Consider the following 13,929-nt stretch of genomic DNA (forward strand, 5'->3'; position numbering starts at 1 on the left):
TTGGATAGTTGTCAAACAATCAGAGCGAGGTAGGGTGCCACCATGCGCCTGCTACCGCACCCCGCGAAGGAGGACATCCAGCTCACCGAGGTCCTGCGTGCGCTCGCCGACCCCGTCCGGCTGGAGATCGTGGTCCGCCTGGCCACCCTCGGCGAGATGACGTGCACCGCCGCGGGCGACCATCTCGGCGTCCACAAGTCGACGGCGTCCCACCACTACCGCTCGCTGCGCGAGGCCGGCGTGATCGTCTCCAAGCAGGAGGGCCGGCTCAAGTACATCAGCCTGCGCCGCGGCGACCTCGACGAACGTTTCCCCGGCCTGCTCGACTCCGTGTTGTCGGCCTCGCATGCCCCCGCCTGACCGGCTGCCGATCCACGACGCGCTCCCCGAGCTGCTCGCCACACTGGAGCGCCACGGCACGGCGGTGCTCACCGCGCCGCCCGGCACGGGCAAGACCACGGTCGTGCCCCTGGCGCTGGCCGAAACCGGGCTGCGGGTGCTGGTCGCCGAGCCCCGGCGGCTGGCCGTCCGGGCGGCGGCCCGGCGCATGGGCGTCAGCTACACGATCCGCGGCGAGCGGCACACCGGGGCCAACCCCATGGTCGAGGTCGTCACCACCGGCGTGCTGCTCCAGCGGCTCCAGCGCGACCAGGAGCTCGCCGGGGTCGACGCGGTCGTGCTCGACGAGTGCCACGAACGCCATCTCGACGCCGACACCACCCTCGCGTTCCTGCTCGACGTGCGCGAGACGCTCCGCCCCGACCTGCGGCTGCTGGCCACCTCGGCCACCGCCGACGCGGCCCCCTGGTCACAGCTGATCGGCGGGCCCGTGGTGGCCGCCTCGGGAACGGCCCATCCCGTGGAGACCGTGTGGGCGCCGCCGGAGCGTCCGGTCGCGCCGCCCCACGGCCTGCGCGTCGATCCGGCGCTGCTGTCGCACGTGGCCTCGGTCGTCCGGCGGGCGTACGCCGAGCGCGACGGCGACGTGCTCTGCTTCCTGCCCGGTGTGGGGGAGATCGCCCGGGTCGCGGGGATGCTGGGCGACCTCGACGTGCTCCAGGTGCACGGCCAGGCGCCGGCCCGCGTCCAGGACGCCGTCCTGTCGCCCGGGGCCGGCCGCCGGGTCGTGCTGGCCACGTCGGTGGCCGAGTCGAGCCTGACGGTGCCGGGCGTCCGCGTGGTGGTGGACTCGGGGCTGGCCCGCGAACCCCGTACCGACCACGCCAGGGGGCTCGGCTCGCTCACCACGGTCCGGGTCTCGAAGGCGTCCGCCGACCAGCGGGCCGGCCGCGCCGGGCGGGAGGCCCCCGGGGCCGTGTACCGCTGCTGGACGGCGGCCGAGCACGAACGCCTGGCCGACCACGCGCGGCCGGAGATCGCGCTGGCCGACCTGACCGGGTTCGCCCTCCAGGCGGCCTGCTGGGGCGACGCGGACGCGGCCGGCCTCGCCCTCCTCGACCGGCCGCCGCCCGCCGCGATGGCGGCCGCCGTCCGCACCCTTGAGGCGCTGGGCGCGCTGGAGGCCGGCCGGGTGACCGGCCGCGGGCGGCGCATGGCGCTCGCCGGCGTGCATCCCCGCCTGGCCAGGTCCCTGCTCGACCTCGGCCCGCGGGCCGCCGAGGTGGTGGCGCTGCTGTCGGAGCAGCTGCCCAGGGACGCGGGCGACGACCTCGCGGAGGTCTGGCGTGCGGCCCGCGGCGGCGGCACCGGCTTCGCGGCCCGCTGGCGCCAGGAGACCAGGCGCCTCGCCCGCGCCTGCGGCCAGGGACCGGACGTGCGCGAGGTGGGTGACGACGCGCTGGCCGGCATGGCGGTGGCGCTGGCGTTCCCGGAACGGGTGGCGCGGCGGCGCGGCGGCGGCTATCTCATGGCGTCGGGCACGCAGGCCCAGCTCGCCGAGGGCTCCAGGCTGTCCACCGCGCCGTGGCTGGCGATCGCCGTCGCCGACCGGCCCACGGGCTCGGCCTCGGCCCGGGTGCGCCAGGCCGTGGTGATCGACGAGGAGATCGCCCGGCTGGCCCTGCCCGTCACGGTCGAGGAGGAGGTCGCCTGGCGGGTGCCGCCGGGCGAGCGGCGCGGCGACGTGTCGGCCCGCGTGGTCGAGCGCCTGGGCGCGATCGAGCTGTCCGCCACGCCGCTCAAGGACGCCGAGGTGCGCCCCGCCATCCTGCACGGCCTGCGCACCGAAGACCTCCTGACCTGGACGAGACAGGCCAAGGACCTCAAGGACCGCCTGACCTTCGCCCACCGCGCGATCGGCCCCCCGTGGCCCGCCACCGACGACCTGATCGCCCTGGCCGACCAGTGGCTGGAGCCGGAGCTGTCCAGGGCCTGCCGCCGCGCCGACGTCGAGCGCATCGACGTGGCCGCCGCCCTGCGCCGCCTGATCCCGTGGAGCGAGCGCCTGGAGAACGTGGCCCCCGAACGCGTCGAGGTGCCCAGCGGCTCGCAGATCAGGGTCGACTACTCCGGCGAGCAGCCGGTGCTCGCGGTGAAGCTGCAGGAGCTGTTCGGCTGGGAGGAGACGCCGCGGATCGCCGGCGCCCCCCTGCTGGTCCACCTGCTGTCCCCGGCGGGCCGTCCGGTGGCGGTGACCGCCGACCTGGCCTCGTTCTGGCGCGAGGGCTACCGGTCCGTACGGGCCGAGATGAGGGGCCGCTACCCTAAGCATCCATGGCCGGAGGATCCGCTGACCGCGCCGCCGACCCGCCGCGTCAACCGGAGCAGACCTTGATCGACGAAGCCGTCCGCGACAACGCCGCCTGGTGCGACACGATGTGCCGGGCGCACGGCCGTCCCGGCGTCTTCGGGCCGCTCGCCTGGACCAACCCGGCCAGGACGCCCGTCCTGTACCCCGACGCCGTCACGCTCTCCCCCGCCGCCGGGCCGGCCGACGTGCTCGGCCACATCGACGCGGGTTCGGGCGCCTCGGTCAAGGACAGCTTCGGCACGCTCGACCTGCCGGGCTTCGACGTGCTGTTCACCGCCCAGTGGATCGCCCGGCCCGCGCCCGGCGCGCCCGAGCGTCCCCTCCGGGCGGCCACCGGCGACCCGATCGTGTGGGAGGTGGCCGCCGACCCCAGGACGCTGGAGGAGTGGGCGCAGGCGTGCTTCTCCGGCGGCGCGCCCGGCCTGTTCCCGCCCGCGCTGCTCGACGAGCCGCAGGTGCGGCTGGTGAGCGGCCGCATCGGGGCCGACGTGGTCTGCGGCGCGGCGCTCAGCGCGAGCGGCACGGTGACGGGCGTCTCGAACGTCTTCGCCTCGGGCTGCGACGAGTCCGCCGCCTGGGAGGGCACGGTGGCGATGGCGGCCGAGCTGTTCCCCGGCCGCCCGCTGGTCGGCTACGAGAGCGACCCGTCGGCCGCCCTCGCCCACGGCTTCACCACCCTCGGTCCCCTGCGCATCCTGCTCAAGCCCTGACAGACCGGGCGCGGTCAGTCCGCCAGGTCGGCCACCGTCAAACCGGCGCGGACCGGATGGGCCGTCTCACCCACCCCCATGTCCTTGAACCCGCTGGACGTGCCCACGCACACCACCGGCCCGTCGAAGTCCCGGCGCAGCTTCCGGTAGCCCGCCAGGCCCGCCGCCCCCGACAGCTCCTGCCATATGCCCTGCCGCGCCAGGTCCCGCTGGGCGGCGCGCATCTCGTCGTCCGTCACGAGCACCGCCTCGCCGCCGCTGTCGCGCACCGCCAGCACGCCCCGGTGGCCGCCGACCGACCCCGCGATCCCGTAGGCCCGGCTGGCCCCCAGCTCGACGACCGCCGCGGGTGAGCCCTCGGCCAGGGCCCGCGCGTTGGGGCCGCCCGCGGCCGGCTCGCAGGAGAACATCCGCGGCACGTCCCCGGACAGCCCGAGCAGCCGCAGCTCGGTGAAGCCCTTCCACATCCCGAACAGCAGCTCGGCGTACCCGGTGGGCGCGAAGACCGCCGCGGGCACCCGTCCGAGCTGGAGGAACAGCTCGTACGCGATCGTCTTGTAGCCCTCCGGGCCGAACGGGTGGCCGGTGTGGGTCACGGTCTGGTTGCTGACCGGGTGGTAGCCCAGCCGGTCCACGACCTCCCGCAGCAGCGGCCACCGCTCCTCCGCCGGCACGGAGAACACCTTGGCCCCGTACGCCCGCACGAACGCCTGCACGCCGGCCGGCGAGTCCGCCGAGGCCAGCACGATGGCCGGCAGCCCGGCGCGGGCGGCGTACGCGGCGGCCGAGGCGCCGTGGTTGCCGGACGAGGCCACCACCACCCCCGCCGCCCCCTCCGCCAGGGCCGCGCTGACCGCCACCCGGTTCAGCCGGTCCTTGTGCGACCAGGTCGGGTTCCGGGACTCGTCCTTGACGTGGATCCCGTCGAACTCCAGCAGCGGCGTCCCGCCCTCGCCCAGCGTCGGCGCCTCCAGGGACGGCAGCAGCGGCGACCACCGCGCGATGTCCGGCCCAGGCTCCTGGTCGAACAGACCCTTGTCGACGCCCGCGTAGTCGTAGACGACCTCGACCGGATAGGCGATCTCGGCGGTGCTGGTGCGCGGGCAGCCCCTGGTGAGCGGCGGGGACAGCGGGAACTCGATCGAAGGGTCACCCAGCGAGCGCTGGCGGAGGGCAAGTGAGGATCCGTTCACGCGCATGGAGTTTATATGGCTATCATGGTGATATCACTTCGATAGCAAGGAGTCGCGATGGAACGTCGTGCTTTCCGGGTCAACGGATTCCTCGTCCTGCTTGTCCTCCTCCTGCTGGGCGGCGCGGCGCTGGTCTCGATCAAGACGCTCGGCATAGCCTGGATCGTGCTCTTCGCGCTCGTGGCCTCCGGCTTCACCGTGGTCAACCCCAACGAGGCCAAGGTCGTGCAGTTCCTCGGCCGCTACGTCGGCACGGTCAACGTGGCGGGCCTGCAGTGGGTGACGCCGTTCACCACCAAGCGCCGCATCAGCCTCCGGGTGCGCAACTTCGAGACCGCCAAGCTCAAGGTCAACGACGCCGACGGCAACCCGGTCGAGATCGCCGCGGTGGTGGTCTACAAGGTCACCGACACGGCCAAGGCCGCCTTCTCCGTCGACGACTACGAGGAGTACATCGCGATCCAGTCCGAGGCCGCCGTGCGCCACCTCGCGACCACCCACCCGTACGACTCGCACGAGCCCGAGCGCACCAGCCTGCGCGACGGCGCCGAGGTCGCCGGCGAGCTGACCGCCGAGCTGCGCGAGCGCACCGAGCTGGCCGGGATCGAGATCCTGGAGGCCCGCATCACCCACCTGGCCTACGCGCCGGAGATCGCCCAGGCCATGCTGGTGCGCCAGCAGGCCAGCCAGGTGGTGGCCGCCCGCACCAGGATCGTCGAGGGCGCGGTCGGCATGGTCCAGCTCGCGCTCGACCGGCTGGCCGCCGAGGGGGTCGTGGAGCTCGACGAGGAGCGCAAGGCCCAGATGGTCTCCAACCTCCTGGTCGTCCTGTGCGGCGACCGGGCGACCCAGCCGGTGGTGAACGCCGGCAGTCTGTATGCCTGAGCGGAAGAAGCTCCTCCTCCGCCTCGACCCGGCCGTCTACGACGCCATCGCCAAGTGGGCGGCCGACGACCTGCGCAGCATCAACGCGCAGATCGAGTTCGCGCTGCGGCTGGCGCTGAAGGAGGCCGGGCGCGAGCCCGGCAGGAGCTCTCGCAAGGAAGAGTGAAAACCTGCACACTCTAGACATGTTGTGGGCAGGCAGGACCGCCATCGAGATCGCGGCGGCCGTCCGGCGCGGCGACGTCACGGCCACGACCGTCGTGGAGGAGCACCTTCACCGCATCTCCGAGCGGGATTCCCGGGTGGGCGCCTTCCGGCTGGTCAGGAAGCAGGCGATGGACGAGGCGCGGGCCGTGGGCGACCGCCGCGACCTGGCCGACCTGCCGCTCGCCGGGGTTCCGGTGGCGGTCAAGGACAACCTGGAGGTGGCCGGCGAGCCCACCCGCGGCGGCTCGGCGGCCACGTCCGGCGCGCCCGCCCGGGAGGACCATCCGGCCGTGGCCCGGCTGCGCGCGGCGGGCGCGGTGATCGTCGGGCTGACCAACCTGCCGGAGCTGGGGCTGGTCGGCTTCGGCGACAGCCCGTACGGCGTCGTGCGCAACCCCTGGAACCTCGCCCGCACCGCCGGCGGCTCGTCCTCGGGCAGCGCGGCGGCGGTGGCGGCCGGGATGGTGCCGATCGCGCTCGGCAACGACGGCATGGGGTCGCTGCGCATCCCGGGCGCCTGCTGCGGCGTGCTGGCCGTCAAGCCGGGGACGGGCCTGGTCCCCCCGCCCGCCGACGACTGGGACGGGCTCACCGAGAACGGCCCCCTCGCCACGACCGCGGCCGACCTGTCGCTCGCGCTGTCCGTCCTGGCCGCCGACCCGGCGCTGGCCGAGGCGTGGCGTACCGGCCACCGGGTCGAGCCGAAGCCGCGCATGCTGCGCTCGGTCTGGGCCGACGACGACGAGGTGTGGGAGCCGCAACCGCCGCAGGACAGCCCGGAGCCGTTCGACCTGCGGGTGGCCTACGCCCCTCAGCCGCTGCCGCCGGGCCTGCCCGTGGACCGGGAGTTCCAGGCGGCGGTGCGAGCGGCCGCCGAGACGTTGCGGCACGCCGGGCACACCGTGGTCGAGCACCCGCACCGCCTGCCCGCCTGGCTCGGCCCCGCCGCCGTGGCCACCTGGCTCGGCCGGGCCGCCGCCGCCGCGGACGGTCTCGATCCGCACGGACTGGAACGCCGCACCCGCGCGCTGGCCCGCGCCGGCCGCGTGCTCACCAGGATCGGCCTGGACGGCCGGCGCGGCCGCGAACGCTGGAGCGGCTACGGCGCCGACACCTGGTTCGGCGACGCCGACGTGATGATCACGCCGGCGCTCGCCGCCCTGCCGCCGCGCGCCGACCGCTGGGGCGGGCGCGGCCTCCTGCCCAATTTGCTGGCCAACGTCAGGTACGCGCCCACCACGGGCCCGTGGAACCTGTGCGGCTGGCCCGCGATGGCCGTGCCGGTCGCCACGCACTCCAGCGCGCTGCCGATCGGCGTGCAGCTCGTGGCGCCGCCGGGCGGCGAGCCGCACCTGCTGGCCCTGGCCGCCCAGCTTCAGGCGGCCCACCCGCCGCTACGCCCGCCCGGCTTCTCCTAGACGCCCGGCTTCTTCTGGACGCCTGTTTCTTCTAGACGCCCGCCGGGTGCCAGACGGTCTTGGTCTCCAGGAACCGCGTCATCCGCCCGAGCCCCGGATCGGCCGTCCAGTCCTCGCGCACCGGACGCAGCACCCGCTTGAGGTTCTCGGCCGCCTCCTGCTCGCAGCGCAGCGCCAGGTCGGCGTCCTCGACCCCGGTGAGGTCGAGCGCGTTGACGTCCATGTGCGCGGCCAGCCAGGGCGCCAGCTCGGCCTGCTGACCGGTCAGGATGTTGACCACCCCGCCCGGCAGGTCGGACGTGGCCAGCACCTCGGCCAGCGTGATCGAGGCGAGCGGCGAGGGCTCGGAGGCGACCACGACGCACGTGTTGCCGGTGACGATCACCGGCGCGACCACGGACACCAGCCCGAGCAGCGGATCGGCGGGCGCGACCACGGCCACGACCCCGGTCGGCTCCGGCGAGGACAGGTTGAGGTACGGCCCCGCCACCGGGTTCGCCGACCCGCGCACCGCCGTGATCTTGTCGGACCAGCCCGCGTACCAGACCAGCCGGTCGACCGCCGCGTCCACCGACTCAAGGGCGGCCTTCTTGCCCAGGCCCAGCTCCTCGGCGAACTGCCCGCGCCGTCCCTCCAGCATCTCGGCGACGCGGTAGAGGATCTGCCCCCGGTTGTAGGGGGTCGCGCCGGACCAGCCGGGGAACGCCTTGCGCGCGGCCACCACGGCGTCGCGCGCGTCCTTGCGCGAGGCGCGCGAGGCGTTGGCGAGGAAGTCGCCCTTGGGCGAGGTCACGGGATAGGACCTCCCACTCTCCGAGCGCGGGAAGGCCCCGCCGATGTACAGCTTGTAGGTCTTTCTGACGGACAACCTACTCATCGCCCCGACCTCTCCACGTGGACTCCTGCGACGTCTGGACCGGGGCGAACACCTGGCCGCACCTGCTGACGCCGCAGCGATGGGCGTACCAGCCGACGCGTACGGGCCGGCCGGCGCGGGCGAAGGCGTGCCCGCGGGTGGCCTGGGCACGCCGCCCGGACCGCCCGGCACGGCGATGATCACACGTCAAGGTAGGCCTCCAGCCCGGCGAGCCCGCCCTCACGGCCGTACCCCGACTCCTTGTAGCCGCCGAACGGCGAGGTGGGGTCGAACTTGTTGAACGTGTTGGCCCAGACGACCCCGGCCCGCAGCCGGTCGGCCATCCACAGGATGCGCGAGCCCTTCTCGGTCCAGACCCCGGCCGACAGCCCGTACGGGGTGTTGTTGGCCTTCTCCACGGCCTCGGCCGGGGTGCGGAAGGTCAGCACGGACAGCACCGGCCCGAAGATCTCCTCCCGGGCGATCCGGTGGGACTGGGCGACCCCGGTGAACAGGGTGGGCGGGAACCAGTAGCCGCGCTCGGGCAGCTCGCACGCGGGCGACCAGCGCTCGGCGCCCTCGTCGGCCCCGGCCTCGGACAGCTCGCGGATCTTGGCGAGCTGCTCGGCCGAGTTGATCGCGCCGATGTCGGTGTTCTTGTCCAGCGGGTCGCCGAGCCGCAGCGTGCCGAGCCGCCGCTTCAGCGACTCCAGCAGCTCGTCGTGGACGGACTCCTGCACCAGCAGCCGCGAGCCCGCGCAGCAGACGTGGCCCTGGTTGAAGAAGATGCCGTTGACGATGCCCTCGACCGCCTGGTCGATCGCCGCGTCCTCGAACACGATGTTCGCGGCCTTGCCGCCGAGCTCCAGCGTGAGCTTCTTGTCGGTGCCCGCGACCGCGCGGGCGATGATCCGCCCGACCTCGGTGGAGCCGGTGAAGGCCACCTTGTTGACGTCGGGGTGGGCCACCAGGGCGGCGCCGGTGTCGCCCGCGCCGGTCACGATGTTGACCACGCCGGGCGGCAGCTCGGCCTGCTGACAGATCTCCGCGAACAGCAGCGCGGTCAGCGGGGTCGTCTCGGCGGGCTTGAGCACCACCGTGTTGCCGCAGGCCAGCGCGGGCGCGATCTTCCAGGCCAGCATGAGCAGCGGGAAGTTCCACGGGATGACCTGCCCGGCCACGCCGAGCGGTTTGGTCCCGAACCCGGCGTAGGCCAGCTTGTCGGCCCAGCCCGCGTAGTAGAAGAAGTGGGCCGCGACCAGCGGCAGGTCGACGTCGCGCGACTCGCGGATGGGCTTGCCGTTGTCGAGGGACTCCAGGACGGCCAGCTCGCGGGCCCGCTCCTGGATCAGGCGCGCGATGCGGAACAGGTACTTGGCCCGCTCGGCGCCCGGCAGGGCGCTCCACCCGCCGAACGCCTTGCGCGCCGCCTGCACGGCCCGGTCGACGTCGTCGGAGGAGGCCGAGGCGACTTCCGCCAGCTTCTCCTCCGTCGCCGGGTTGACCGTCTTGAAGGGGGAGCCGGAGCCGTCCACGAACTCACCGTTGATGAACAACCCGTACGACGGCTTGAGATCGACAATGTCGCGCGACTCTGGCGCGGGTGCGTAGTCGAACATCGCCGTCACGCCAGGGTGAGGTATAGGGACATCACCTTGCCAGCGTAGACGGTCGGTCCGAGTGCTCAGAGGGGCCCGGAGCTCCTAGGACAGGAGTGACAGCCGATGCGCCGCCGCGGCGGCCTCTCCGCGCGTGGTGACACCCAGCTTGGCCAGGATGTTCGAGACGTGCACACTGACGGTTTTCGCCGAGATGAACAGTTCGGCGGCGATGTCGCGGTTGGTGCGGCCCTGGGTCACCAGGCGCAGCACCTCCAGCTCACGCGGCGTCAGCAGCTCCGACGGCGTCTCCTGCGCCTGCGGGCCGCCGCCCACGCGCCGCGACAGCGCCTCGATCTCCTCGGCGAGCGGGGTGGCGCGCAGCGCGGCGGCGAGCGGACGCGCTTGCCGGAGCCGGGACGCCGCGCCCTCCCGGTCACCGCTCCTGGCCGCGACGCCGGCCGCCCGCAGCAGCGCCTTGGCCTGGTTGTGCGGACGCATCAGCCGCTCCCACGCCGCCGCAGAGGCGTCGAAGTCACCGCTGTAGGACAGCCGGTACGCCTCCGCCACCGGCCCGCTGATCGTCAGCTCGGCCGCCACTTCCGCGGCGTGCGCCCGTACTGCGGCGGTCCGGCCGGGTTCGAGGTCCTCCGCCGCGTCGCAGACCGTGCGCAGCAGGGAGAGCAGCCGCCAGCCCAGCATGGCCTTGCTCGGCAGCCTCGGATGCGACAACGCCCGCTCGGCCACGGCCAGCGCCGCCCACGGCTCGCCCTTGAGCAGGTGCCAGCCGATGTGCAGCCGCGCGTTGCTGATCACGTCCTGGACGAAGTCCTCGGGACGGTCCTTCAGCACGCCGATCTCCGACAGGATGCCCTCGACGCGCTGCAGGTCGCCCCTGGCCAGCCCGATGTCGGCCCGGACGCGCAGCAGCGCGTACTGGGTGCGCAGGACGGGCCCGTAGTTGAGCGCGCTGTCCACGAGGTCGAGCGCCTCGTCCCAGCGGCCGAGCGACTCCAGCGCCTCGGCCCAGTTGTTGAGGATGAACAGCCCGCTGCCGCGCAGCCTGCCGTACTTCTTGGCGTACTCCCAGCCCTCCTGCGACAGGCGCAGGGCCTCCTCGGCGCGGCCCATGTCGATGAGGGAGTCGATGTTGTTGCCGATCGCCCTGACGATGATGCGGCCCGAGCTCTCGGTCTTGCCGACTGCCATCGCCTGCTCGTTGACGGCGATGACCCGCTCCAGCTCGCCTCTGAGCGAGTGGCCGAGCGCCAGGTTCATCAGCAGGTCGCCTTCGAGGCACTTGTCGCCGGACCGCCTGACCAGGTCGAGGCCCTCGTGGATCAGCTCCTCGCCCTCGGTGATCTGGCCGCGGAGCATGAGCTGCCTGCTCAGCGGCATGACGACCTCCGCGCGCACCGGGCCCGGCTCGGGCGCCAGCCGCAGGGCGTGCCGGAGCAGCTCGATGACGCCCATCTGGCCCTTCGACGCCTTGAACGACGCCTGCCGCACGATGAGCTGGGCCACCCGGCCCGGCTCCTTGGTCTCGTCCAGCTCGGCGAGGGCGGCCTTGACGAACTTCACGCCCTTGTCCACCTCGCCGCCGGCGTTCGCGGCCTCGGAGGCGCGTTCGAGCACGGCGGTGTGGTCGACGCCGATGCGCCGGGCGGCGTCGGGGACCCGGTCCCAGAGCATGAGCACGCGTTCCAGCAGCGGCACGGCCTCGGTGTAGGCGTACGCCTTGAACGACTTCTGCGCGGCCTCCCAGGCCGACACCAGGGCCCAGAGGTCGTTGCGGGCGCCGTACCAGTGGTGGGCCAGCTCGACGGCGGCGCGGCCGGGCGGGACGAGCGAGCGGTCCTTGGAGATCTCCTCGGCGTACCGGGAGTGCAGGCGCTGGTGCTCACCCGGCAGTAACTCCTCGTGCACGGCCTCCTGGATCAGCGCGTGCCGGAAGACGTAGGCGCGGTTGTCGGCGATCTGCAGCACGTTCCCGGCGATGGCGGGACGCAGGGCCGCCTCCAGCTCGATCTCCGACAGCCCGCTGACGGCCGCCAGCAGCGCGTGGCCGACCCGGTTGCCGCCGGCCGCGGCCATGCGCAGGACGCGCTGGGTGTCCTCGGGCAGCCGTTCGACGGCGCTGAGGATGAGGTCCTGCATGGACTCGGGGAACGTGCAGTCCTCGCCGCCGTCGAGCAGCGCCTCCACGAACAGCGGGATGCCCTCGCTGCGTTCGTAGACTTTCTGGACCTTCACATATTCCGGCGCGGAGCCGAGGATGCCGGCCATCTGCGCAGCCACCTCGTCGCGCGACAGGCGGGGCAGGTCGAGACGGTGGACGCCGTTCACCCGGCCGAGCTCGGCCAGCACGGGGCGGAGCGGATGTTGCCGGTGGAGGTCGTCGGAGCGGTAGGTCATGACGATGAGCACCTGCGGGGCGTGCAGGTTGCGGCTGAGGAACGCGATCAGGTCGCGGCTGGAGCGATCGGCCCAGTGGATGTCCTCGATGACGAGGACCGTGGGGCGGCTGTCCGCGAGGCGTTCGAGAAGGGTGAGGAACTGCTCGAAGAGCCGGGCACGGCCCGTTTCCGTCTCCCCGTCGCCGCTGGGCTCGCCGAACTCCGGCAGCAGCCTGGCCAGGTCTCGCTGGGCGCCTTCGGGCAGCAGCGCGGCCACCGCGGCGGGGCCCTGCTCCCTGACGAGCTGCCTGAGCGCGGCGGTGAAGGGCGCGTAGGCAAGGCCCTCGGCCGACAGCTCCACACAGCCGCCGACCAGCACCTGCGCGCCGTCGGCCACGCAGGACTCGGCGAAGCGCTGCACGAGCCGGCTCTTGCCGACCCCAGCCTCCCCGCCCATGAGCACGGCCGTCACCGTGCCCTTACGTGCCTCGTCGAAGCTCTCTGCGAGAGCGGCGAGCTCCTCCGCCCGCCCGACGAAGACGGGACTCACCGAACGTCCCAGCATGTCGTTCAGCATGCCATGCCCTATCAATCAGTTTCGACGGGGTTTCAGGGGGGTTCAGAGGCCCGGCCGCCACAACTGATGACGCGGCCGGGCTCTCTGGGGGCGGTCATGACGAACGGAGCTTGCCGAAGACCGAGCGACGCTCGGCCTTGTTTCCCTTCATGGCCTCGCGTACTCGGCGGTGCTCGGCGGCGGCCCGCCGGAGCTCGCTGGCGTGGGACTTCATGAGCTCGTACTCGAGTTCGGGGTTCATCGTGTTCTCCTGAACATTTGCTGCTTTTCCCTGACATCTTCAATGTTCGGCCTAAGGCCCGGCCCGCCACATCGGGTGGATGACCTATCTGCGGGCGTACGCGGGGCCGGACATACCTAGGACGGGGCCCGCCACGCCTTAGGCGGCGTTCCGTCCGTCCGGTTTGGAGGTAGTGGCCCTGGTCGGCGATGCTGTGAAGGTGTCAACTGTGACTACCTCGCTCGCGGACGTCGCCTCGTCCCACGCGACGCTGCGCGCCTTCCTGCACGGCCTTCCCGGAGTCGACCGGGTGGGCGCCGACCAGCGGGCGGCCATGCTCGGCACCCGTTCCATCAAGACCACGGCCAAGGCCCAGGCCATCGACCTGGCCATCTCCATGGTCGACCTGACGACGCTCGAAGGCGCCGACACGGCGGGCAAGGTGCGGGCCATGTGCACCAAGGCCGTGCACCCGGGCGGCGGCGCCCCCAAGGTGGCGGCGGTGTGCGTCTATCCCGACATGGTGGAGGTGGCCGTCCGGGCGGTGGCCGGGTCGGGCGTCAAGGTGGCCTCGGTCGCCACCGCGTTCCCCAGCGGGCGCTCCTCGCTGGAGGTCAAGGTGAGCGACACGGCGCTGGCCGTGGCCGCGGGCGCCGACGAGATCGACATGGTGATCGACCGCGGCGCGTTCCTGTCCGGCGACTACATGAAGGTCCACGACGAGATCGTCGCGGTGAAGGCCGCCTGCGGCGCCGCGCACCTGAAGGTGATCCTGGAGACGGGCGAGCTGGCGACCTACGACAACGTGCGCCGGGCGTCCTGGCTGGCCATGATCGCGGGCGCCGACTTCATCAAGACCTCCACCGGCAAGGTGTCCCCCGCGGCCACGCTGCCGGTGACCCTGATCATGCTGGAGGCGGTGCGCGACTTCCGCGACACCACCGGCCGACAGGTGGGCGTGAAGCCGGCCGGCGGCATCCGCACGACCAAGGACGCCATCAAGAACCTGGTGCTGGTCAACGAGACGGCGGGCGACGACTGGCTCTCCCCCGACTGGTTCAGGCTGGGCGCGTCCTCGCTGCTCAACGACCTGCTCATGCAGCGCCAGAAGCTCGCCACCGGCCGTTACGCGGGCCCCGACTACTTCACCCTCGACTGA

At 73.0% G+C, this 13,929-nt stretch carries 12 protein-coding genes; 7 read left to right on the top strand and 5 right to left on the bottom strand.

Annotation, left to right across the window (positions count from 1 at the left end; all coding sequences use genetic code 11):
* The first annotated feature begins 42 nt into the window (after positions 1 to 42).
* Genes ACFYUV_RS42675 through ACFYUV_RS42685 form a run of 3 tightly spaced genes read left to right on the top strand, consistent with a single transcriptional unit; the run spans position 43 to position 3,420 of the window.
* Positions 43 to 360, top strand: coding sequence for a helix-turn-helix transcriptional regulator (locus ACFYUV_RS42675; protein WP_352321025.1), 318 nt, complete (start codon positions 43 to 45; stop codon positions 358 to 360).
* Positions 347 to 2,734 (top strand): ATP-dependent helicase HrpB, encoded by a 2,388-nt coding sequence (hrpB, locus tag ACFYUV_RS42680; RefSeq protein ID WP_387679715.1) that lies wholly within the window; start codon positions 347 to 349, stop codon positions 2,732 to 2,734. Before ACFYUV_RS42675 ends, hrpB begins: the two co-directional genes overlap by 14 nt.
* Positions 2,731 to 3,420 (top strand): hypothetical protein, encoded by a 690-nt coding sequence (locus tag ACFYUV_RS42685; RefSeq protein ID WP_387679717.1) that lies wholly within the window; start codon positions 2,731 to 2,733, stop codon positions 3,418 to 3,420. The genes hrpB and ACFYUV_RS42685 overlap by 4 nt, the downstream gene beginning before the upstream one ends.
* Positions 3,421 to 3,434: 14 nt before the next feature.
* Here the strand turns inward: ACFYUV_RS42685 and ACFYUV_RS42690 are convergent, their stop codons facing one another.
* On the bottom strand, positions 3,435 to 4,613 hold the full coding sequence (locus ACFYUV_RS42690) for a pyridoxal-phosphate dependent enzyme (RefSeq protein WP_387679720.1): 1,179 nt from the start codon (positions 4,611 to 4,613) through the stop codon (positions 3,435 to 3,437).
* Between the two features lie 57 nt (positions 4,614 to 4,670).
* On the opposite strand from ACFYUV_RS42690, the gene ACFYUV_RS42695 reads away from it, so the two are divergent.
* The 3 genes from ACFYUV_RS42695 to ACFYUV_RS42705 are packed head-to-tail and all read left to right on the top strand — an operon-like array spanning position 4,671 to position 7,123.
* Positions 4,671 to 5,498 (top strand): SPFH domain-containing protein, encoded by an 828-nt coding sequence (locus ACFYUV_RS42695; RefSeq protein WP_358289681.1) that lies wholly within the window; start codon positions 4,671 to 4,673, stop codon positions 5,496 to 5,498.
* Positions 5,491 to 5,664, top strand: a complete 174-nt coding sequence (locus ACFYUV_RS42700) for a hypothetical protein (RefSeq protein WP_357706347.1) — start codon at positions 5,491 to 5,493, stop codon at positions 5,662 to 5,664. The genes ACFYUV_RS42695 and ACFYUV_RS42700 overlap by 8 nt, the downstream gene beginning before the upstream one ends.
* A 19-nt stretch (positions 5,665 to 5,683) precedes the next feature.
* Positions 5,684 to 7,123 (top strand): amidase, encoded by a 1,440-nt coding sequence (locus tag ACFYUV_RS42705; RefSeq protein ID WP_358289684.1) that lies wholly within the window; start codon positions 5,684 to 5,686, stop codon positions 7,121 to 7,123.
* Between the two features lie 31 nt (positions 7,124 to 7,154).
* Here ACFYUV_RS42705 and ACFYUV_RS42710 read toward each other — a convergent pair whose 3' ends face one another.
* The 4 genes from ACFYUV_RS42710 to ACFYUV_RS42725 all read right to left on the bottom strand — a co-directional run bounded on the left by ACFYUV_RS42710 (position 7,155) and on the right by ACFYUV_RS42725 (position 12,791).
* Positions 7,155 to 8,000 carry an aldehyde dehydrogenase family protein gene (locus tag ACFYUV_RS42710; RefSeq protein ID WP_352355733.1) on the bottom strand — a complete coding sequence of 282 codons (846 nt, stop codon included), beginning with the start codon at positions 7,998 to 8,000 and terminating at the stop codon, positions 7,155 to 7,157.
* A 179-nt stretch (positions 8,001 to 8,179) separates the two neighbouring features.
* A complete protein-coding gene (locus tag ACFYUV_RS42715) occupies positions 8,180 to 9,598 on the bottom strand; it encodes an aldehyde dehydrogenase family protein (protein ID WP_387679724.1) in 1,419 nt (472 codons plus the stop codon).
* An 84-nt stretch (positions 9,599 to 9,682) separates the two neighbouring features.
* On the bottom strand, positions 9,683 to 12,538 hold the full coding sequence (locus tag ACFYUV_RS42720) for an ATP-binding protein (protein ID WP_387679726.1): 2,856 nt from the start codon (positions 12,536 to 12,538) through the stop codon (positions 9,683 to 9,685).
* A gap of 106 nt (positions 12,539 to 12,644) precedes the next feature.
* Entirely contained in the window at positions 12,645 to 12,791 is a 147-nt protein-coding gene (locus tag ACFYUV_RS42725) for a hypothetical protein (RefSeq protein WP_358289730.1), read from the bottom strand.
* A 208-nt stretch (positions 12,792 to 12,999) separates the two neighbouring features.
* On the opposite strand from ACFYUV_RS42725, the gene deoC reads away from it, so the two are divergent.
* A complete protein-coding gene (gene deoC / locus ACFYUV_RS42730; RefSeq protein ID WP_352355741.1) occupies positions 13,000 to 13,929 on the top strand; it encodes a deoxyribose-phosphate aldolase in 930 nt (309 codons plus the stop codon).

It is taken from the genome of Nonomuraea sp. NPDC003560 (assembly GCF_042878785.1).
In the GTDB taxonomy this organism is placed as follows: domain Bacteria; phylum Actinomycetota; class Actinomycetes; order Streptosporangiales; family Streptosporangiaceae; genus Nonomuraea.

Coding starts and splice junctions, on each gene's coding strand:
- ACFYUV_RS42675 (WP_352321025.1), top strand. CDS start 43: ATGCGCCTGCTACCGCACCCCGCGAAGGAGGACATCCAGCTCACCGAG.
- ACFYUV_RS42720 (WP_387679726.1), bottom strand. CDS start 12,538: ATGCTGGGACGTTCGGTGAGTCCCGTCTTCGTCGGGCGGGCGGAGGAG.
- ACFYUV_RS42710 (WP_352355733.1), bottom strand. CDS start 8,000: ATGAGTAGGTTGTCCGTCAGAAAGACCTACAAGCTGTACATCGGCGGG.
- ACFYUV_RS42695 (WP_358289681.1), top strand. CDS start 4,671: ATGGAACGTCGTGCTTTCCGGGTCAACGGATTCCTCGTCCTGCTTGTC.
- ACFYUV_RS42700 (WP_357706347.1), top strand. CDS start 5,491: ATGCCTGAGCGGAAGAAGCTCCTCCTCCGCCTCGACCCGGCCGTCTAC.
- ACFYUV_RS42725 (WP_358289730.1), bottom strand. CDS start 12,791: ATGAACCCCGAACTCGAGTACGAGCTCATGAAGTCCCACGCCAGCGAG.
- ACFYUV_RS42715 (WP_387679724.1), bottom strand. CDS start 9,598: ATGTTCGACTACGCACCCGCGCCAGAGTCGCGCGACATTGTCGATCTC.
- ACFYUV_RS42705 (WP_358289684.1), top strand. CDS start 5,684: ATGTTGTGGGCAGGCAGGACCGCCATCGAGATCGCGGCGGCCGTCCGG.
- hrpB (WP_387679715.1), top strand. CDS start 347: ATGCCCCCGCCTGACCGGCTGCCGATCCACGACGCGCTCCCCGAGCTG.